Annotated in this window: 16 protein-coding genes; 6 read left to right on the top strand and 10 right to left on the bottom strand. The window is 72.3% G+C overall.

From position 1 onward, the window contains the following. Nucleotides 1-147: 147 nt before the first annotated feature. The 4 genes from tdh to IEZ27_RS41440 all read left to right on the top strand — a co-directional run bounded on the left by tdh (nucleotide 148) and on the right by IEZ27_RS41440 (nucleotide 4,650). Nucleotides 148-1,176 (top strand): L-threonine 3-dehydrogenase, encoded by a 1,029-nt coding sequence (tdh, locus tag IEZ27_RS41455; protein ID WP_189652272.1) that lies wholly within the window; start codon nucleotides 148-150, stop codon nucleotides 1,174-1,176. Next, nucleotides 1,176-2,348: a glycine C-acetyltransferase gene (locus tag IEZ27_RS41450; protein WP_189652271.1), complete on the top strand. Its 1,173-nt coding sequence runs from the start codon at nucleotides 1,176-1,178 to the stop codon at nucleotides 2,346-2,348. Before tdh ends, IEZ27_RS41450 begins: the two co-directional genes overlap by 1 nt. Before the next feature lie 117 nt (nucleotides 2,349-2,465). Then, nucleotides 2,466-3,368: a LysR family transcriptional regulator gene (locus IEZ27_RS41445; protein WP_189652270.1), complete on the top strand. Its 903-nt coding sequence runs from the start codon at nucleotides 2,466-2,468 to the stop codon at nucleotides 3,366-3,368. A gap of 121 nt (nucleotides 3,369-3,489) precedes the next feature. After that, entirely contained in the window at nucleotides 3,490-4,650 is a 1,161-nt protein-coding gene (locus IEZ27_RS41440; RefSeq protein WP_189652269.1) for an MFS transporter, read from the top strand. A 65-nt stretch (nucleotides 4,651-4,715) separates the two neighbouring features. Here IEZ27_RS41440 and IEZ27_RS41435 read toward each other — a convergent pair whose 3' ends face one another. The 6 genes from IEZ27_RS41435 to lhgO all read right to left on the bottom strand — a co-directional run bounded on the left by IEZ27_RS41435 (nucleotide 4,716) and on the right by lhgO (nucleotide 12,296). Continuing rightward, entirely contained in the window at nucleotides 4,716-6,320 is a 1,605-nt protein-coding gene (locus IEZ27_RS41435) for a YfjP family GTPase (RefSeq protein ID WP_189652268.1), read from the bottom strand. After that, nucleotides 6,317-8,074, bottom strand: a complete 1,758-nt coding sequence (locus tag IEZ27_RS41430; protein WP_229824806.1) for a GTPase family protein — start codon at nucleotides 8,072-8,074, stop codon at nucleotides 6,317-6,319. Before IEZ27_RS41430 ends, IEZ27_RS41435 begins: the two co-directional genes overlap by 4 nt. Before the next feature lie 109 nt (nucleotides 8,075-8,183). Further along, nucleotides 8,184-8,843, bottom strand: a complete 660-nt coding sequence (locus IEZ27_RS41425) for a response regulator transcription factor (RefSeq protein WP_189652351.1) — start codon at nucleotides 8,841-8,843, stop codon at nucleotides 8,184-8,186. 83 nt (nucleotides 8,844-8,926) lie between these two features. Next, the gene (locus IEZ27_RS41420; RefSeq protein ID WP_189652267.1) at nucleotides 8,927-10,339 is read right to left on the bottom strand and encodes a sensor histidine kinase; all 1,413 of its coding nucleotides are present in this window, start codon (nucleotides 10,337-10,339) and stop codon (nucleotides 8,927-8,929) included. Then, nucleotides 10,339-11,031 (bottom strand): response regulator transcription factor, encoded by a 693-nt coding sequence (locus tag IEZ27_RS41415; protein ID WP_125647483.1) that lies wholly within the window; start codon nucleotides 11,029-11,031, stop codon nucleotides 10,339-10,341. Before IEZ27_RS41415 ends, IEZ27_RS41420 begins: the two co-directional genes overlap by 1 nt. A gap of 17 nt (nucleotides 11,032-11,048) precedes the next feature. After that, complete coding sequence (gene lhgO / locus IEZ27_RS41410; protein WP_189652266.1) at nucleotides 11,049-12,296, bottom strand: L-2-hydroxyglutarate oxidase; 1,248 nt, start codon at nucleotides 12,294-12,296, stop codon at nucleotides 11,049-11,051. A 15-nt stretch (nucleotides 12,297-12,311) separates the two neighbouring features. Between lhgO and IEZ27_RS41405 the strand changes: the two genes are divergently transcribed. Further along, a complete protein-coding gene (locus tag IEZ27_RS41405) occupies nucleotides 12,312-12,683 on the top strand; it encodes a hypothetical protein (protein WP_189652265.1) in 372 nt (123 codons plus the stop codon). 9 nt (nucleotides 12,684-12,692) lie between these two features. Here the strand turns inward: IEZ27_RS41405 and IEZ27_RS41400 are convergent, their stop codons facing one another. Both IEZ27_RS41400 and IEZ27_RS41395 read right to left on the bottom strand, forming a co-directional pair. Then, the gene (locus IEZ27_RS41400) at nucleotides 12,693-13,700 is read right to left on the bottom strand and encodes a hypothetical protein (protein WP_189652264.1); all 1,008 of its coding nucleotides are present in this window, start codon (nucleotides 13,698-13,700) and stop codon (nucleotides 12,693-12,695) included. A 35-nt stretch (nucleotides 13,701-13,735) separates the two neighbouring features. After that, the gene (locus IEZ27_RS41395; protein ID WP_189652263.1) at nucleotides 13,736-15,007 is read right to left on the bottom strand and encodes an MATE family efflux transporter; all 1,272 of its coding nucleotides are present in this window, start codon (nucleotides 15,005-15,007) and stop codon (nucleotides 13,736-13,738) included. A gap of 70 nt (nucleotides 15,008-15,077) precedes the next feature. Between IEZ27_RS41395 and IEZ27_RS41390 the strand changes: the two genes are divergently transcribed. Next, nucleotides 15,078-16,046 (top strand): aldo/keto reductase, encoded by a 969-nt coding sequence (locus IEZ27_RS41390; RefSeq protein ID WP_189652262.1) that lies wholly within the window; start codon nucleotides 15,078-15,080, stop codon nucleotides 16,044-16,046. A gap of 109 nt (nucleotides 16,047-16,155) precedes the next feature. On the opposite strand, the gene thpR is transcribed toward IEZ27_RS41390, so the two are convergent. Together thpR and IEZ27_RS41380 are read right to left on the bottom strand one after the other, a co-directional pair. Further along, nucleotides 16,156-16,713 carry an RNA 2',3'-cyclic phosphodiesterase gene (thpR, locus tag IEZ27_RS41385; protein ID WP_189652261.1) on the bottom strand — a complete coding sequence of 186 codons (558 nt, stop codon included), beginning with the start codon at nucleotides 16,711-16,713 and terminating at the stop codon, nucleotides 16,156-16,158. 66 nt (nucleotides 16,714-16,779) lie between these two features. Next, nucleotides 16,780-18,021 (bottom strand): MFS transporter, encoded by a 1,242-nt coding sequence (locus IEZ27_RS41380; protein WP_189652260.1) that lies wholly within the window; start codon nucleotides 18,019-18,021, stop codon nucleotides 16,780-16,782. Nucleotides 18,022-18,039 lie beyond the last annotated feature (18 nt).

Genomic DNA, 18,039 nt, shown 5'->3' with positions numbered 1-18,039 from the left:
AGGTCATCTTCAAGCTTATTTCGTAATTGTGCCTGGTCCCGCTGTCGCGTGAAGCTGAGCTGTGGGGGCACTTAAGAATCCCTCGATGGACAGGTCCGGAGGGGAGCGGGCACAGTGCGTTAGGTTCGGAACAGGGGGAATTGAACGATGAAAGCGCTGGTCAAGCAGAAGGCCGAGCCCGGCCTTTGGCTGGTGGACGTGCCGGAGCCCGAGATCGGTCCGGGCGAGGTGAAGATCCGGGTGCTGCGTACCGGCATCTGTGGCACCGACCTGCACATCCGCAAATATGACGACTGGGCGCGGCACACGCTGAAGCTCCCGCTCGTCGTCGGGCACGAGTTCTGCGGCCACGTGGTCGAGGTCGCGCCCGGCGTGGAGGACATCTCCGTCGGCGACCTGGTGAGCGGCGAAGGCCACATCGTCTGCGGCAAGTGCCGCAACTGCATGGCCGGACGCCGGCACCTGTGCCGTAACACGGTCGGCCTCGGCGTGAACCGGGACGGCGCGTTCGCCGAGTTCGTCACGCTGCCCGCCTCGAACGTCTGGGTGCACCGGGTTCCCGTTCATCCCGACGTGGCGGCCATCTTCGACCCGTTCGGCAACGCCGTGCACACCGCGCTGTCGTTCCCGCTGGTCGGCGAGGACGTGCTGATCACCGGCGCCGGCCCGATCGGGCTGATGGCGGCGGCCGTGGCCGCGCACGTCGGCGCCCGCAACGTGATGATCACCGACGTCAGCGACGAACGCCTCGCCCTGGCCGGCAAGCTCGGCGTCTCGCTCGCGCTCAACATCTCCAGGTCCTCGATCGGCGAGGGCATGAGCCAGCTCCGCATGCGCGAGGGCTTCGACGTGGGCCTGGAGATGTCGGGTAACCCTGATGCCATGCGCTCCATGATCGCGAACATGACGCACGGAGGGAAGATCGCGATGCTCGGCCTTCCCGCCGAGGAGTTCCCGATCGACTGGGCGACCGTCGTGACCTCGATGCTCACCATCAAGGGCGTATACGGGCGCGAGATGTTCGAGACCTGGTACAACATGTCCGTCCTGCTGGAGAAGGGCCTCGACCTCTCCCCGGTGATCACGGACCGGTTCCCGTACCACGACTTCGACGCCGCCTTCGACACGGCCGCCAGCGGCCGTACGGGCAAGGTCATCCTGGATTGGAGCGCTTGATGTTCACGAACGTGCGCGAGCAGCTGCGTACGACGCTCGACGAGATCACCGAGGCCGGGCTGCTCAAGCCCGAGCGGGTGATCACCACCCCCCAGAGCTCGCAGGTCGGCGTGGCCGGCCACGAGGTGCTGAACTTCTGCGCCAACAACTACCTGGGCCTGGCCGACAACCCCGAGGTGGTCGAGGCGGCCAAGCAGGCGCTCGACCGCTGGGGCTTCGGCATGGCCTCCGTACGGTTCATCTGCGGCACCCAGGAGGTGCACAAGGAGCTGGAGTCGCGCCTTTCGGACTTCCTGGGCATGGAGGACACCGTCCTCTACAGCTCGTGCTTCGACGCCAACGGCGGCGTGTTCGAGACCCTGCTCGACGCCCAGGACGCGGTGATCTCCGACGCGCTCAACCACGCGAGCATCATCGACGGCATCAGGCTCTCCAAGGCCCAGCGCTTCCGCTACGCCAACCGCGACATGGCCGAGCTGGAGGCCAGGCTCAAGGAGGCGTCCGACGCCCGCCGCCGGCTGATCGTCACCGACGGCGTCTTCTCCATGGACGGCTACCTCGCCCCGCTGCGCGAGATCTGCGACCTGGCCGACCGGTACGACGCCATGGTCATGGTGGACGACTCCCACGCCGTCGGCTTCGTCGGCCCCACCGGCCGCGGCACGCCCGAGCTGCACGGCGTGACCGACCGGGTCGACATCATCACCGGCACCCTCGGCAAGGCGCTCGGCGGCGCCAGCGGCGGTTACGTCGCGGCCCGCAAGGAGATCTGCGAGCTGCTGCGCCAGCGCTCGCGGCCGTACCTGTTCTCCAACTCCCTGGCCCCCGTCATCGCCGCCGCCTCGCTGCGCATCCTCGACCTGCTGGAGACCTCCAGCGAGGCCCGCGAGCAGCTTCGCGCGAACACCGCGCGGTTCCGGAGCGCGATGACCGAGGCCGGGTTCGACATCCTGCCGGGCGAGCACCCGATCGTGCCCGTGATGATCGGCGACGCCGCCGAGGCCGGGGCCATGGCCGAACGCCTCCTCGGCCTGGGCGTCTACGTGGTCGGCTTCTCCTACCCCGTCGTGCCGCACGGCCAGGCCCGGATCCGGGTGCAGCTCTCGGCCGCCCACTCGGCCGAGGACGTCGACCGGGCCGTGGCGGCGTTCGTGCAGGCCCGCCGAGGTTGAGTATTCTCCCCCGAGAAGGTGCCGTCGCCTGAAGCAGCGGCGGTGGCGAGGCGCCCTGAGCGGGGGAAGGCGGCGGCGGATGGCGAGCGAGGCCGCCTCACGCGGTGAGGGACGCGCGTGATCGACCCGCGGCGGTTGCGGACCCTGCGGGCGGTGGCCGACCACGGCACGGTCACCGCCGCCGCGGCCGCGCTGCACCTGACCCCGTCGGCGGTCTCCCAGCAGCTCGTGGCGCTGGAGCACGAGGTGGGCCACCGGCTGTTCACCCGCGACGGCCGCGGCGTGCACCTCACCGCCGTGGGCAAGATCATGCTGGGCCACGCCAACGAGGTGCTGGCCCAGCTCGAACGCGCCGAGGCCGAGGTGGCCGCGTACACGACGGGCGAGGCCGGCGAGGTGACCGTGGCCTGCTTCGCCACCGCGATCAGCGCCGTGCTCTCCCCCGCCATCGCCGTCCTGCGGGCCACCTCGCCCCGCCTCCAGGTCCGGGTGCTCGACGCCGAGGGCGACCACAGCCTCGCCATGTTGCTCGACGGCAGGGTCGACCTGGCCGTGACGGTCGAGTACCGGGGCGGCCCCGACGTCGCCGACCAGCGGCTGTCGCGCATCCCGCTCTACGCCGAACCGTTCGACCTCGTCCTGCCCGAGGGGCATCCGGGGGCGGAGTCGGCCACGCTGGTGTCGCTCGCCGCCGACACCTGGATCGGTCCCTACCCGGGCAATCCCGTGCATGACGTCATCACGTTCGCCTGTCAGCAGGTGGGCTTCACGCCCAACGTCGTCCACTGCTCCGACGACTTCCGCGCGGTGGTGGCGCTGGTGGGGGCGGGCGCGGGGGTGGCGCTCGTACCTCGGCTCGCGCTTCGGGACATGGCGCTGCCGGGCGTCGTGGTACGCCACACGCAGGGGCCCGACCGCCGCGTCTTCGCCGCGACCCGCCGAGGCTCCGAAGCCCACCCGCTGCTCCGCCCACTGCTCGCGACCCTGCGCACAGTGGCCACCACCCTCGCCCCCACCTGACCTCGGCACCTCCGCGCACATAAGCGGTCCCCCTCGCCCCCGCCTGACCTCGGCAGCCCTGCGTGTGTGAGCGGGGTCGAGGGTGGGATCTTGGGGTAAGCGTGGGGTTATGGGATGGAATGTGCCATATCGTGCGCTGGTTCGGCTGCCCGGCGTGGGCCCGCAGGCCGTGTTCGGCTTTCTGTCCCAGCTCACCCAGCAGGTCGCGCCCGTGGGAATGGTGCTGGTCGTCCAGGCGGCGACCGGGTCGCTGGCGCTCGCGGGCACGTGCGCGGCGGCGTTCTCGGTCGGCGCGGGTGCGGCCAGGCCCGTGCAGGGGCGGCTCATCGACCGGCGCGGCGCTCGGGCGGTGCTCGCGACGACGGCGTTCCTGCACGTCGCCGCACTGATCGCGCTGGTCGCCGGGGCGGCGGCCGGGTGGCCGGTGTGGGCGTACGTGGTGCTGGCCGGGGTCGCGGGGGCGGGGTTGCCGCCGATCTCGGTGAGCATGCGCGTCGAGTGGGGGCGGCGGGCGGCCGACGCCGGTCGCACCGCCGTCTACAGCCTGGTCTACCTGGTGCAGGAGCTGGCCATGCTGGTCGGGCCGCTGCTGTTCGGGCTGGTGATCGCGGTGGCCTCGTCCTCGCTGGCGCTGGGAGTGGTGGCGGTGGCCACCGGGGCGGGCACGCTGGCCTTCTCCCGGGCGCTGCGGGTGGGCGGGGCGGCTCCCGTACGGGAGGGCGGTCGGGTGTTCGGGGACCGCGGGATGTTCGTGTTGCTGGCCGTGGTGTTCCTGCTCGGCGGGACCATCGGCGCGCTCCAGGTGGGGGCGCCCGCGCTGGCCGCGGCCCGGGATGTGCCCGCCGCCGCCGGGCTGCTGGTGGCGGCGCTCTCGCTGGGCGGCATCGCGGGGGCGGCCGGGTACGGGGCGCGTACGTGGGCGTCCTCGCCTGGGGCGCGGCTGGTGGGATTGATGCTGGTGCTCGGGGTCGTCCTGGCGCCGCTGGCGGTGGCCGGGTCGTTACCGGTGTTCTGGATGGTGCTCTTCGCCGGCGGGCTGGTGCTGAACCCGGCGCTGACCACGTCGTCGCTGCTGGTGGACCGGTTCGCGCCGGGGGCGCAGGGGGAGGCGTTCGGGTGGTTGTCCACGGCCGTGGGGATGGGCGCCGCGGCCGGGTCGGGGGTGGCGGGGGTGGCCGGGCAGCGGTTCGGGGAGTCGGCGCCGTTCCTGGTGGGCGCGGGGTCCGCCCTGCTGGGGGCGCTGCTCGCGGCCCTGCTGCTCACCCGCGACCGGGCGCGGTAAGGCGAGCCCAACAGCGGGCGGACGCGGTGAGGTGGGTCAGGAGCGGGCCGGTGCGGTGAGGTGGGTCAGGAGCGGGCGATGGTGACGGCTTCGGTGAAGCGGGTGTAGCGGGCCAGTTCGGCCGCCACCGGGGCGAGCACGTACTCCTCGCCGACCTGGCCGATCGCGGCGCGCAGGGCCCGTGCCGTACGTCTGGCCCGGCGCCGCCCGCCCGCCCACGCGGCCAGGCGGGACAACATCGCGATCAGCACCCCGGCCAGCGCGCCGCCCGCCAGCAACACGGTCGGCCACGGCACCGCGCCCACGGTCGGGAGCGGCGGCTGCGGCAGGCGCAGGTAGTCCATCCCGAACAACACGCCCAGCCACAGGGCGCCCGCCGCCATGGCGGCGAAGACCAGCCATTGCAGCACGTTCACCATCCGCCACCAGCGCGGCCGGCGGGTCGCGCCGGTGGCGGTCCGGCCCACGGCCCGGTCCACCGCGTCGGCCAGCTCCGGGGAGCGCGAGCGCGCCGCCTGCCGCACCGCCGCCGCCCACGGGCCGGGCAGGTCCACCGCGGCCGCCTCGCCGACGTCCCTGATCGCCGTATCGACCTGCGCCCGCTGTACGGCCGACGCCGCCGGCACGGACGTACGCCCCACGATCTCCTTGTCCGGCTTCCCCACCCCGATCCTGAGCCTGCGCAACGGATCGGGACGGAACCTGCGCAACCACCGGGTCACCGGCCAGCCGGTGGCGACCACGGCCCGGTGCCGGTGCCCCTTGGCCACGGCCTCCAGGACGAGCGGCACCCCGGCGGCGGCCGACAACGCGCCCGTGAGCCGCCGGTCCAGCCCGGCCGCCTGCTTGACGGGAGCCGTACGCGAGCCGTCCACGGCCAGGTGCCCGGCGGCGGTCGTGACGTCGGCGGCCAGGCGGGCGGCCCACGACTCGCGTTCGGCGACCCGGTCGGCCAGGATCGAACGAAGCTCCGGCACGCCTGCGCCCGTCCTGGCCGAGACCGCCAGCACGGGCACGCCCGTGAGCCCGTCCTCCTCCAGCAGGCGGCGCAGGTCGGCCAGGCAGCGGTCCACAGCCTGTGGAGGCAGGCGGTCCACCTGGTTGAGCACCACCAGCATCACGTCGCGGTGTGCGGCCAGCGGGCGCAGGTAGCGCTCGTGCAGCGCCGCGTCGGCGTACTTCTGGGGGTCGACGACCCAGATCAGGAGGTCGACCAGCGCGACCAGGCGGTCCACCTCCAGGCGGTGGGAGAGCCGGATGGAGTCGTGGTCGGGCAGGTCGAGCAGCACGAGACCGGACATCCCGGGCGCTTCGGGTGCGGAGTGGCGGAGCGGCACGTCGAGCCAGTCCAGCAGCGGGCCGGCTCCCTCCCCGTCCCACAGGGCGGCCTGGGCGGTGGAGGTCGTGGGCCTGGTGACACCCACGGCGGCCAGGTCCTCCCCGGCCAGGACGTTGTACAACGAGGACTTCCCGCTGCCGGTCGCGCCCGCCAGGGCGGCCACGGTGTGGTCCACCGAGAGGCTGCGGCGGGTCCCGGCCCGTTCCGCGACGGACCGGGCGGCGGACACGTCCTGCTCGGGCAGGCGTCCCTCGCCCAGTTCGGCGGCCTCCAGCAGGGCGGCCAGCCGGGAGTCGAGCGAGGGCCCCTCCTTGCGGCGCAGCAGCTTCACGCCTCCTCCCCGAGGTCGGGAGCGGGCAACTCGACCGTGGGCGCGGTGGGGGTCGGGAGTTCGGTACGGCGGTCGCGGACGGCGTGGGCCGCGGCGCGCAGGGCGTCGGCCGTGCCCCGGGGCGGTTCGACGGTCTCCAGCCGGGCGGTGAACCGGGCGGCCTCCTCCTCCAGCAGCACCCGTACGCGTTCCCGCAGGTCCTCGCGGGCCCGCGTGGTCAGCGAGCGCACGGCCTGATCGCCGAACACGGCCTCCAGCAGCTTCTGCGACAACACGCTCGTGCCGCCCGCGATGCCGACCTCGATCCCGGTCAGCCCGCCGGTCGAGGCGAACACGGCCAGCATGAGCAGCAGCCCGGCCCCGTTCACCCCGAACGAGGCGATCCGGGCGGTGGTGCGTTTCTCCGCCCCCTCCTCGCGTACCAGGTCGAGGACGAACTCCTGCCAGCCGCGCACCGCGGCCTCAGCCCGTTTTCCCAGGTCGGGCGAGGCGCGGCCGAGCCGCGCGGCCTCGACGGCGCCGATCCGGTCGAGCAGCCCGCCCCCGCCCGGCGCGGCGGACCAGCCTTCGAGCGCGCGTTCGGCGGCGCCGTCGGCCGCGCCCCTGATCAGCGACTCGACGCCGCTCTCCAGGGCGTCCTTGAGCTCGGCGGCGGGGGCGCGGCCGGTGAAGAAGCCGACGATCCGGTCACGCAGCCATCCCACCCGGCTCTCCAGGGAACGCATGAGGTCGCCGGTGCCGATGAAGTCCTGCCAGCGGGCCAGCACCTCGCCGCGCAGCAGCGACCCGTCGCGCATGCCCTCGTCGAAGTCGGCCATGCCGCCCGCGTACGCGCCGGTCACGATCGTCCGCAGCCCGTCGAAGGCGGCCTGCTGGCGCTCGACGGCCGTGGCCAGCGCGGGGACGCGGGTGTCCAGGCTGTCCAGGGCGCCCGACAACGTCTGGCGTACGACCCGGGAGCGTTCGGCGGCGTCGGCGGCCAGCCCCGTGAGCCAGGAGACGATGGGCCGCACCGACTCCTCCGGCAGCCGCGCCTTCTCGTCGGGCAGCGCGGCCTCGGGCACGGTGAACAGCCGGGTGCCCGACAGGCCGTTCTCCGCCAGGAGGCGGTCGAGGTCGCGGGAGACGGGCTCGACGGCCTCGGGCGCGATCCGGTCGAGGACGACGGCGAGGGCCGTGCTGCGTTCGCGGGCCGAGCGCAGGAAGCTCCAGGGCACCTCGTCGGCGTACCGGGCGGCGGTGGTGACGAACAACCACAGGTCGGCGGCGGCGAGGAGCTGGGCGGCCAGCTCCCGGTTCGCGGTCACCACCGAGTCGATGTCGGGCGCGTCGAGCAGCGCCAGCCCGGCGCCGAGCGCGTCGGAGGCGACCACGCGCAGCGCGCCCGCTCCGCCCGGCCCGCCGGTGCCGCGGGACAGGCCGGGCAACACGTTCTGGCCCACGAACCAGTCGCGGTCGGCCGGATTGACGACGAGCGTGGGCACCAGCGTGGTGGGCCGCAGGACGCCCGGCTCGGCCACGTCGGCCCCGACCAGCGAGTTGACCAGCGTGGACTTGCCCGCTCCGGTGGACCCGCCGACGACGGCGAGCAGCGGCGCGTCGATCGCCCGCAGCCTGGGCAGCAGGTAGTCGTCGAGCTGACCGGCCAGCTCGCGCAGCGCACGCCGGTCGGCCGCGGCCTCGCCGATCGCCAGCGGGAACAGCTCGCGATCGAGCGGGCGGCGCAACGACTCCAACGCGCCCAGCAGATCCATAGGTGCCAACCCCGCTTCCCGCGGTACGCCGCTCGACACCTGCGGCCCGCAGGTCCACGCTACGGTGAGTGCCCGGGACGGTCCACAGGGCGTGACCGCGAGTCGGGCTCTAACCGGCGGGCGGGGGCTCCCTGAGCACGTACCCGACGCTGCGCAGGGTGTGGATCAGGCGGGGTTCGACGTCGTCCACCTTGCGCCGCAGGTAGGAGACGTACGACTCCACGACGCCCGCGTCGCCGCCGAAGTCGTAGTTCCACACGTGGTCGAGGATCTGCGCCTTCGACAACACCCGGCCGGCGTTGACCATGAAGTAGTGCAGCAGCTTGAACTCCGTCGGCGACAGCCGGACCTGGCGGCCGGCCCGCCACACCTCGCGGGCGTCCTCGTCCAGCTCCAGGTCGGCCACCTTCAGCCGGCTCGCGGGCGCGCCCTCGGTCCTGGTACGCCGCAACACCGCCCGGATCCTGGCCTGCACCTCCTCCAGGCTGAACGGCTTGGTGACGTAGTCGTCGCCCACCCGCAGCCCGGCGATCTTGTCCTCGGTGGCGTCACGGGCCGTGAGGAACAACACGGGCGCGTCGATGCGCTTGGCCACCTCGAACCCGTCCAGATCGGGCAGCATGACGTCGAGCACCACCAGGTCGGGCGCGGCGCGTTCGGCGACCTCGACGGCCTCCTGCCCGTCGGCGGCGGTCAGCACCTCGAACCCGGAGAAACGCAGGCTGGCGGAGAGCAGGTCCCTGATGCTGGGCTCGTCGTCCACCACCATGATCAGCGCCTCGCGGACCTCGCGGAGCTCGGGTTTCGTCACACACCCAGAGTGACGCAGGCACCTGAGGGTTAGCTGAAGGGTCACTCCAAGGCGAGTGGGAGTTCGACCCTGAAGGTGGAGCCCTCCTCGGGCGAGCTGGTCAGCGTCACGGTCCCGCCGTGGGCCTGGACGAGCGCCTGCACGATGGCCAGGCCGAGCCCGCTGCCGCGGTCCTCGGAGGAGCGGCGGCGGCTGCGCGCCGAGTCGGCGCGGTAGAAGCGTTCGAAGACCCGCTCGACCTGGTCGGGGGTCAGGCCGGGGCCGCTGTCGGCGACCTCGGTGAAGACCGTGTCGTCGGTCGCGCCGGCGCGTACGACGATGGGGGTGCCGGGCTCGGTGTGGACGATCGCGTTGGTCATGAGGTTGCTGATGACCTGCCGCAGGCGTACCTCGTCGCCGGAGACGATGAGGGCCGCGCCGCCGAGCACATCCAGCTTCACCGTACGGTCGGGCGCGAGGATCCGGGCGTCGTGCACGGCGTCGGCGACCAGGGCCAGCATGTCGACCGGGCGCATCCGCAGCGGGCGCTGCTGGTCCACCCTGGCCAGCAGCAGCAGGTCGTCCACGAGCAGGCTCATGCGTCCCGCGGCCTTCTCCACGCGCTGCATCAGCTCGGCGGGGTCGGCGCCGGGGTTCTGGCGGGCGTACTCGGCGAAGCCGCGGATCGAGGTCAGCGGGGTGCGCAGCTCGTGGGAGGCGTCGCCGACGAACTGGCGCATGCGGTCCTCGGAGCGGCGGGCCGCCTCCTCGGACGCCGAGCGCGCGGCGAAGGCGGTCTCGATCTGGGCGAGCATGCCGTTGAGCGCCCTGGCCAGGCGGCCCACCTCGGTACGGGGGTCGGCGTCCGGCACCCGGCGGCCCAGCTCGCCGCCCGCGATGGCCTCGGCCGTACGCTCGATCTGGCCGAGCGGACGCATGCTTCGGCGCACGATCGTGACGCCCGCCACCGCCAGGATGAGCAGGATGCCGCCGCCGCCGAGCAGCTCGATCAGCACGAGCCGCCGGGTGATGGCGTCCACCTCCTCCAGGTCCACGGCGACGACCAGCGTGCGCCGCTGGATGACGCTCTGCAGCACCCGCCACTCGCCGTCGCCGCCGACGGCCGGCGCGGTGTAGGCGTCGGTCCCGGGTGACTCACGCAGTACGGGCTTGGGCTTGACGTCCACGTCGCGGTCGCGCAACATCGGGACGAACTGCTCGCCCGGCTCCTTGACCAGCGCGATCGCGTCGGACTCGATGAGGATCGGGCGGTCCGGGGTCTCCCGGTCCCTGCGCCAGTCGCTCACGACCTTCTTGTGCATGCGCACGCTGAGCAGGTTGAGCTGGCTGTCCACCCGGTCCATGAGGTAGCCGTGCAGCACCGAGACGCTGACCAGGCCGACGAAGGTCATGCCGCAGCCGAGCAGGGCCAGCATCGCCGCGATCAGCTTGACCCTCAGCGGCAGGGCTCTCATCAGGGGCTCGGCGGCAGGCGCAGTACGTATCCGACGCCCCGCAGGGTGTGGATGAGCCGGGGGCTACGGTTGTCGATCTTCCTGCGCAGCACGGAGACGTACGACTCCACGATGCCCACCTCGCCCCTGAAGTCGTAGTCCCAGACGTGGTCGAGGATCTGGGGCTTGGACAACACGCGCCCGGCGTTCGTCATGAAGTAGCGCAGCAGCTTGAACTCGGTCGGCGAGAGCGAGACGGCGTTGCCTCCGCGCCAGACCTCGTGGCTCTCCTCGTCCAGCTCGATGTCGGCGAAGGTCAGCCTGGGCGGCGCGGCCTGCGCGTCCCCGCTCGTACGCCGGAGCACCGCGTGGATCCTGGCCACGACCTCCTCCAGGCTGAACGGCTTGGTGACGTAGTCGTCGCCGCCGATCGTGAGCCCGCGGATCTTGTCCTCGGTCTCGTCGCGGGCGGTCAGGAACACCACGGGCGTGTGCAGCCCGCCGCTCCGCATCCGCCGGACGATCTCGAACCCGTCCAGGTCGGGCAGCATGACATCGAGCACGACGAGGTCGGGCCGGTGCCGTTGCACGGCGCTGACGGCGTCGAGGCCGCTCTTGGCCGTGGTCACGTCGAAGCCCGCGAACCTCAGGCTCGCGGCGAGGAGTTCGAGGATGTTGGGGTCGTCCTCGACGATCAGCAGGCGTGATTCCATCACATCCAAGGATGCCCTCATCGGGAGAGTGCTGGAACAATTCCGGCAATATGCCGGGCAATTGCCAGACTTGAGGTCGCCGCCGGCGAGGGCGCGTTGCGGACCAGGACGACGCCGCCCTGGACGTCCACCACGAAGTCGTCGACCAGCCGGCCGTCCCTGGCGACGGCCTGGGCGCGTACGCCGCCGCCGGTCCTGACGAGGTCGACGGCGGTGAGCTCGGGCACGTAGCGGCGGGCGGCCTTGACGAAGGCACTCTTGACGAGAGAGCCGTAGACCTCTTTGATCCCGGTACGCCAGTGGGTGCGAGCCATGCGAAGCGTTCCCGGCCAACGCACAATTTGACCGAAATTTCGTATATTTCGCCATGTGTAGCCTTCGTAGGCCAGGGCCAGCACCGCGTTCGGCCCCACCAGCACCTCGTCGTCGATGTGCCGGGTCAGGTGCACCCCCAGGAACGGGTATCGCGGGTCCGGCACCGGATAGATCAGCCCGCGTACCAGCTCCCTGGCCGCCCCCGCCAGCGCGTAGTACTCGCCCCGGAACGGCACGATCCGTACGTCCCCGGGCGCCCCGGCCATCCTGGCGACCGCGTCCGTGCCGAGCCCGCCGCAGACCACGAGCCGGTCGAAGGTGAACCTCTGGCCGCCCGCCAGCACCTGGACGCCCCTCGACGTCTCGCGGATCGCCCTGACGGGGTGCGACAGGCGTACCGAACCGCCCAGTTCCGCCACGTCGAGCGCGAGCGCGCGGGCGACGGCGGGGAAGTCGGCGATGGCGGTGTGCGGCGAGTGGATCGCCGCGACGCCGACCGCGTGCGGCTCGATCTCGCGCAGCGCGAGGGCGTCCAGCTCGGCGACGCCCGGCACGCCGTTGGCCCGCGCCCGCTCGGCCAGCGCGCGCAGCGGCGCGCGCTCGGCCCGGGTACTGGCCACCACCAGCTTGCCGACCTCACGGTAGGGCAGCTTGTGCTCGGCGCAGTACGCCTTGAGCAGCGCCACGCCCTCCCGGCACAACCTGGCCTTGAGCGAACCCGGCGGGTAGTAGATCCCGGCGTGCACGACGCCGCTATTGTGCCCGGTCTGGTGCGCGCCGACGCGGGCCTCCTTGTCCAGGACGGTCACCTCCGCGCCCCTGGAGGCGGCGAGCTCGCGCGCCACGGCCAACCCGACGATCCCCGCCCCCACGACACCGATTTTTTCCGTCACACACCTGATTTTCCTGGTAAAGGCCCCCCTGCCGCCATACCTCCGAGAATCGAACATGAGTACGATGGCCCCATGTACGTCCCGCCAGAGTGGCCCGCCGAGGTCCGCCCGCCCAGCGTCCCCGACTGGGAGACCTCGGCGGTGGCCTGGCTGCTCGACGCGGTCCCGCCCGACTACCGGTCCTACGAGGTGCTCAGGCGCCACCCGGTGGCGCTGGCCCGCATGGCCAGACACCACGTGCGGTCCGCGGTCGAGGCGGCCAGGGCGGGTTATCGCGGCGCGGCCGTCGACCTCAAGGGCCATCTGCCGCCGCACGCCATCGAGGCCGTGCTCGACACCTACCGCGAGGAGGGGCCGCGGCTGGTGCGCCTGTCACGCTCGATCGACGTGGTCGAGCGCGCGCTGCGCGGCGACATGTTCACCGCCACCATGCGCAACCCGTGAGACCCCGGCTCAGCGGGTGCGGCGGGCGATGAAGGTGATCACCCCGGTCGCCCCCGCCGCCGCGGCCAGCCAGATCAGCACGTCCTTGGCGGACAGGCCGCCCCCGTCGGTGGTGTCGGACGGGCGCGCGCTCTCCTCGGCGGCGACGGGCTTCGGCGTGGGGGTGCGCGTGGCCTGGGCCCGTTGGGGCAGCGGCACACGGTAGACCGGGCTGTTCGGGCCCTCCGAGCCGACCAGCAGCGCCTTGCCGTCGGCGGTGTAGGCGATCGACTCGGCCTGCCGCAGCTCCGGCATGGTGACCCTGGCCAGCGTCTCCCCCGAGGGGCGGAAGAGGGTGGCCGAGAAGTACGTGCGGATGACGTAGGAGGAGCCGTCGGGGGCGTAGGCGGCGTCCGTGGCCATGATCGGGGCCGCCGCGACCCGGCGCAGCACGTTGACCTTGGTGGTGCTGAGCTTCTTGGGCGCGGCGTAGACCGATCCGGAGAACTCCTTCGACACGACGTACAGGCGGCCGGTGCGCGGGTTGATCATGATGCCCTCGGCGTTGCGTCCGCCGCCCGCGTACCGGAATCGGTAGCGGGTGGCCGGCAGCGTGGCGTCCTTGAGCGTGCGGGGCTCGGTCACCTTGTAGATCGACACGTCGGGCCAGGCGCCGTCGAGGTTGTCGCCGATGTCGGCGAACCAGAGTGTGCCCTGACCAGTGGCGGGGTCGCGGCTCGCGGCCATGGCCTCCCAGTCGCGGGCCTGGGCGCCCCGCAGGTGGAAGGTCGCCTTCGTACGGCCGTCGCCGCCGACCGCGTAGAAGACGGGGGCGGCCGAGCTGTCGTTGTGGGTGTAGTAGACGTTCGCGTGGGTGGGCGAGACGGCCAGGCCGCTCGACTCGGTGATGTCGCGGTCCTTGAACGTGAACAACTTCTCCGGCCCGTCGTCGTCCGCCCACGCCGGAGCCGCCGGCAACGCGGACAGCGCGAAAGTCGCCGCCACTGCGGCCAGAACCCGGAACACGACATCCCCCACCTCGCCATCATGCCCCACGACTCCGCCCGGAACGCTCAGGCCGCCGCCTCGGCCACGCCCACGCGGGCGCTGTGGCGGTGGAACCCGGCTCCCTGGAGCACCACGAGCAGGATGTTGGCCACCGCCATGGCCACCCAGAGCCCGGTGATGCCCCACGTCCGCGCCACCGGTACGGCGGCCGCCAGCAGCCCGCCGTAGCCGAGGACGAAGTAGGCCAGGCTCGCCCCGGACCGCTTGAGCGCGGTGAGCCCGATGCCCTGCACGGCCTGCGCGGCGTCGGCCAGCGACGACAACAACATCAGGGGCAGCAGCCCGAGAGCCCGCTCGCGTACGGCCGCGTCACCGGTGAACAGCCCGAGCACCTGCTCGCCCAGCAGGAGCAGCACCAGGGCCCCGGCCAGCGTGCCGGCGACGGCGAGCAGCGCGGCGGTGCGGTTGGCCCGCCGCGCCCCGGCCACGTCCCGGGCGCGGGCCACCTCGGGCACCGACGCCTGCGCCACGGACAGGGAGGCCAACATGAGGAGCCCGGTGAGCGTGGTCAGCACCGCGTGGGCGGCGGTGTCGCGGGCGCCGGTGGTGCTCGCGGCGAACGTGACCACACCGAGCACCCCGAACTTGATCAGCACGGTCGCCGCCAGCGGCACGCTGACCCTGGCCAGGCGGACGATCTCGGGTACCCGGGGCCGCGCCTGCCCGATCGGCCGCCCGAGCGCCCTGCGCAGGTTGACGCTCGCCACGCCCGCGGCCGTCACCCCGGCGACCACCCAGGCCACGCCCACGCCGTCGAGGCCGAGCGGCGGCACCAGCACCACGGTCAGCGCGCTCAGCACCAGGCCGAAGACCAGGCTCGGCCAGAGCACGGCACGGCTGCGCCCGAGCGCCACCAGGATCGTGCTCGCGCCGCCGGTCGAGGCGAAGACCAGCAGGTAGGCGGCGAGACACCAGGGCAGCAGGCCCAGCTCGCCGACCACCTCGCCGGGCACCCCGCTGACCCGCGCGAGTACGGGCACGCAGACCACCGCGACCGCCCCCAGCGTGCCCGTGATCAGGCTGAGCCAGCGCGCGTCACGTACGACGGGCACCGCCGCGCCCGGATCGTCCCGGTACGGCGCCACGAACGGCCCCAGCCCCCGCAACGCGCCCTGCACGGCGGCACTGGCGGGATTGAGCACCGCGGCCATCACCGCGAACGCGGCCAGCGCGACCGTGTCGTGATTGCCGAGCACGGACGTGACGACCAGCGTGCCGACCATGCCCGTGACCATCGCCAGGAAGAGCGGCACCGCGGCCCGGAGCAGGACGATCACGACGACCCCGCGGAGATCATGGTTCCAACCTATGGCCTGGAGCGCGCTCCAGGTATTTAGTGTGGACCCCATGGACTATGTCAACCTCGGGCGCAGCGGCCTCCAGGTGAGCCCGCTCTGCCTCGGCACGATGAACTTCGGCCCGCTGACCTCGGAGGAAGACTCCTTCGCGATCATGGACAAGGCCCACGAGCTGGGCATCAACTTCTTCGACACCGCGAACGTCTACGGCTGGAAGAAGGGCGAAGGGGTCACGGAGAACATCCTGGGCCGCTGGTTCGCCCAGGGCGGAGGCCGCCGCGAACGTACGGTAATCGCGACCAAGCTCTACGGCGACATGGGCGACTGGCCCAACGAGCGCCGCCTGTCGGCGCTGAACATCCGCAGGGCCTGCGACGCCTCGCTGAAGCGCATGCAGACCGACTACATCGACATCTACCAGGCCCACCACGTGGACCGGAACACGCCCTTCGAGGAGTTCTGGGAGGCCATGGAGATCCTGCGCCAGCAGGGCAAGATCATCTACGTCGGCTCGTCCAACTTCGCCGGCTGGCACATCGCGAAGGCCCAGGAGACGGCGGCGCGGCGTGGCACGTTCGGGCTGACCAGCGAGCAGAGCCACTACAACCTGCTCACCCGCGCGGTGGAGCTGGAGGTGCTGCCCGCCTGCGAGGACTACGGCATCGGCGTGATCCCGTGGAGCCCGCTGGCCGGCGGCCTGCTCGGCGGCGTCCTGCGCAAGATCGACAAGGGCCGTTCGGCCTCCGACACCATGGTCAGGGAGCTGGACAAGCACCGGGACAAGATCGAGGCGTACGAGAAGCTCTGCGACGAGCTGGGCGAGGACCCGGCGTACGTGGCGCTGGCCTGGTTGCTCAGGCAGCGCGCGGTCACCGCCCCGATCATCGGCCCGCGCACGCTGGAGCAGCTCGAAGGCAGCATGCACACCCTGGAGATCGACCTGGACGAGGCCACTCTGGCCCGGCTCGACGAGATCTTCCCCGGTCACCGCACCGCGCCGGAGGACTACGCCTGGTGATCCCGCACGCGGGCGTCAGGTCAGCAGGGCGCCGAGGACGACGATCAGGAGCAGCAGGCCGAGCACGACGGGCAGCAGCCAGGGGCGAGGACGGTCCACGCCCTGGAGCCTAGTCCCGCTTCACGGGTGCGAGCGCCCATTCTCCGAGTGACTCGTACCTCACCTGGGGGCCGGTGTGGCTGCGGAACAGCTGCAGCCGCTCGGCCTGCCAGGGCGTCCCGGCGAACCCGGCCAGCGACTCCACCAGGTCCCGCAGGTCCAGGTCCGTCCGGGCCCTGGCCAGCGTGAGGTGCGGGTGGAACCGTTTCTCGTCGGTCTGCACGGCCCCCGCGCGGCGGCCGGCCGCGCGGGCCGAGTCGGCCAGCCGGGTCAGCGGGTCGCCCGTGACCCCGGCCCACAACACCCGGGCCCGCCGCGCGGAGGAGAACGCCCCGGCTCCGGCGAGGGCCACGTCGAGCACCGTGTGCCGGTGGGCGGCCCGCGCCAGGCGCGTCTCCAGGTCGGGCAGCGCCCGCTCGGGCACCTCGCCGTAGAAGGCCAGCGTGAGGTGCCAGGTCGGGCGGCCCGGCCAGCGCAACCCGGGCACCTGCCCGACGTACGGCGCCACGGCCCGCTCGACCTCGTCGAGCACCTCGTCCGGCGGGACCACAGCCGCAAACAGCCTCATGTCAAGCGATTGTCCCCGGCCGCACCCCGGATCACGCCCCGGATCACGTTCTGGATCACGCCCCGGTCATGCCATCGCCAGCGCCGGCCTGGCCATCCGGTTGCCGATCAGCCTGGTCATCAGCACCGCGAGCCCCGTACCCACCAGGACGAGCACGCCCGACAACAACACGCCCGTACGCGGCCCGCCCAGCTCCGACAACCACCCGATCAGCGGCGCCCCGACGGGCGCTCCGCCGGTGAAGACGAGCATGTAGATGCCCATGACCCGGCCCCGCATCTCGGGGGACGTGGCGATCTGCACGCTGGCGTTCGCGGCCGTGTTGATGGTGATCAACGCGATCCCGGTCGGGATGAGCAGCAGCAGATAGACGGGGTAGAAGGGGGCCAGCCCGGTCAGCACCTGGAACAGCCCGAACCCGATCGCCCCGGCGAAGAGCACCTTGCGCGAGAGCCTGGCCCGCCGCGCCGCGAGCAGCGCGCCGCCCAGCGCGCCCACCGCGAACATGCTGGACGCCAGCCCGAACGACGACGCCCCCGCGCCGAACTCCTCGCGGGCCATCAGCGCGATCGACATCGAGAACGACTGCGAGAACATCGACACGAAGGCGATCAGCAGGATCGGCATGAGCAGTTCCTGCCGCCCCAGGACGTACCGCAGCCCCTCCCGGAGCTGGCCCTTGGCCCGCGGCACCGGCTCGGACAGGTTGAGCTCGGACTTCCGCATGAAGATCAGACTGGAGATCACCGCGCCGAACGTGAGCGCGTTGATCAGGAAGATCGGTCCCGTGCCGCCCAGCACGGAGATCAGGATTCCGGCCAGCGCCGGGCCGACCACGCGGGCCAGGTTGAAGATGGAGCTGTTCAGGGCGATGGCGTTGGGCAGGTCCTGCCGCCCGACCATCTCGACCACGAACGCCTGCCTGGTCGGCACCTCCACGCAGGAGATCATGCCGAGCAGGAACGCCATCACGAACACGTGCCAGACCTGCGCGGTGCCGGTCATCGTCAGCACGCCGATGGTGAGCGCGAGCACCGCCATCATCGACTGGGCGGCGATGAGGATGGGCCGCTTGGGGTAGCGGTCGGCCAGCACGCCGCCGAAGAGGCCGAACAGCAACATGGGCAGGAACTGCAGCGCGGTCGCCAGGCCGAGGGCCGCCGCGCTGCCTCCCGCGCCGTGCGGGCCCTTGGTCAGGTCGAGCACCAGCCAGTCCTGGGCGGTGCGCTGCAGCCAGGTGCCGACGTTGGAGACGGCGCCACCTGCCGCGAACATGCGGTAATTGCGAACCTTGAGCGACCGGAACATCCCGGTCTTGGGTTGCTC

Source organism: Nonomuraea spiralis (genome assembly GCF_014648435.1).
Taxonomy (GTDB): domain Bacteria; phylum Actinomycetota; class Actinomycetes; order Streptosporangiales; family Streptosporangiaceae; genus Nonomuraea; species Nonomuraea spiralis.
The sequence above is the reverse complement of the archived record's forward strand: the minus strand, read 5'-3'. Positions and strand labels throughout refer to the sequence as shown.

Excerpts from the sequence above, each read along its gene's own strand:
- tdh (WP_189652272.1), top strand. The coding sequence starts at position 148 with ATGAAAGCGCTGGTCAAGCAGAAGGCCGAGCCCGGCCTTTGGCTGGTG.
- IEZ27_RS41450 (WP_189652271.1), top strand. The coding sequence starts at position 1,176 with ATGTTCACGAACGTGCGCGAGCAGCTGCGTACGACGCTCGACGAGATC.
- IEZ27_RS41430 (WP_229824806.1), bottom strand. The coding sequence starts at position 8,074 with ATGGATCTGCTGGGCGCGTTGGAGTCGTTGCGCCGCCCGCTCGATCGC.
- IEZ27_RS41425 (WP_189652351.1), bottom strand. The coding sequence starts at position 8,843 with ATGGTGGTGGACGACGAGCCCAGCATCAGGGACCTGCTCTCCGCCAGC.
- IEZ27_RS41420 (WP_189652267.1), bottom strand. The coding sequence starts at position 10,339 with ATGAGAGCCCTGCCGCTGAGGGTCAAGCTGATCGCGGCGATGCTGGCC.
- IEZ27_RS41415 (WP_125647483.1), bottom strand. The coding sequence starts at position 11,031 with ATGGAATCACGCCTGCTGATCGTCGAGGACGACCCCAACATCCTCGAA.
- lhgO (WP_189652266.1), bottom strand. The coding sequence starts at position 12,296 with ATGTTCGATTCTCGGAGGTATGGCGGCAGGGGGGCCTTTACCAGGAAA.
- IEZ27_RS41405 (WP_189652265.1), top strand. The coding sequence starts at position 12,312 with ATGTACGTCCCGCCAGAGTGGCCCGCCGAGGTCCGCCCGCCCAGCGTC.
- IEZ27_RS41390 (WP_189652262.1), top strand. The coding sequence starts at position 15,078 with ATGGACTATGTCAACCTCGGGCGCAGCGGCCTCCAGGTGAGCCCGCTC.
- thpR (WP_189652261.1), bottom strand. The coding sequence starts at position 16,713 with ATGAGGCTGTTTGCGGCTGTGGTCCCGCCGGACGAGGTGCTCGACGAG.
- IEZ27_RS41380 (WP_189652260.1), bottom strand. The coding sequence starts at position 18,021 with ATGTTCCGGTCGCTCAAGGTTCGCAATTACCGCATGTTCGCGGCAGGT.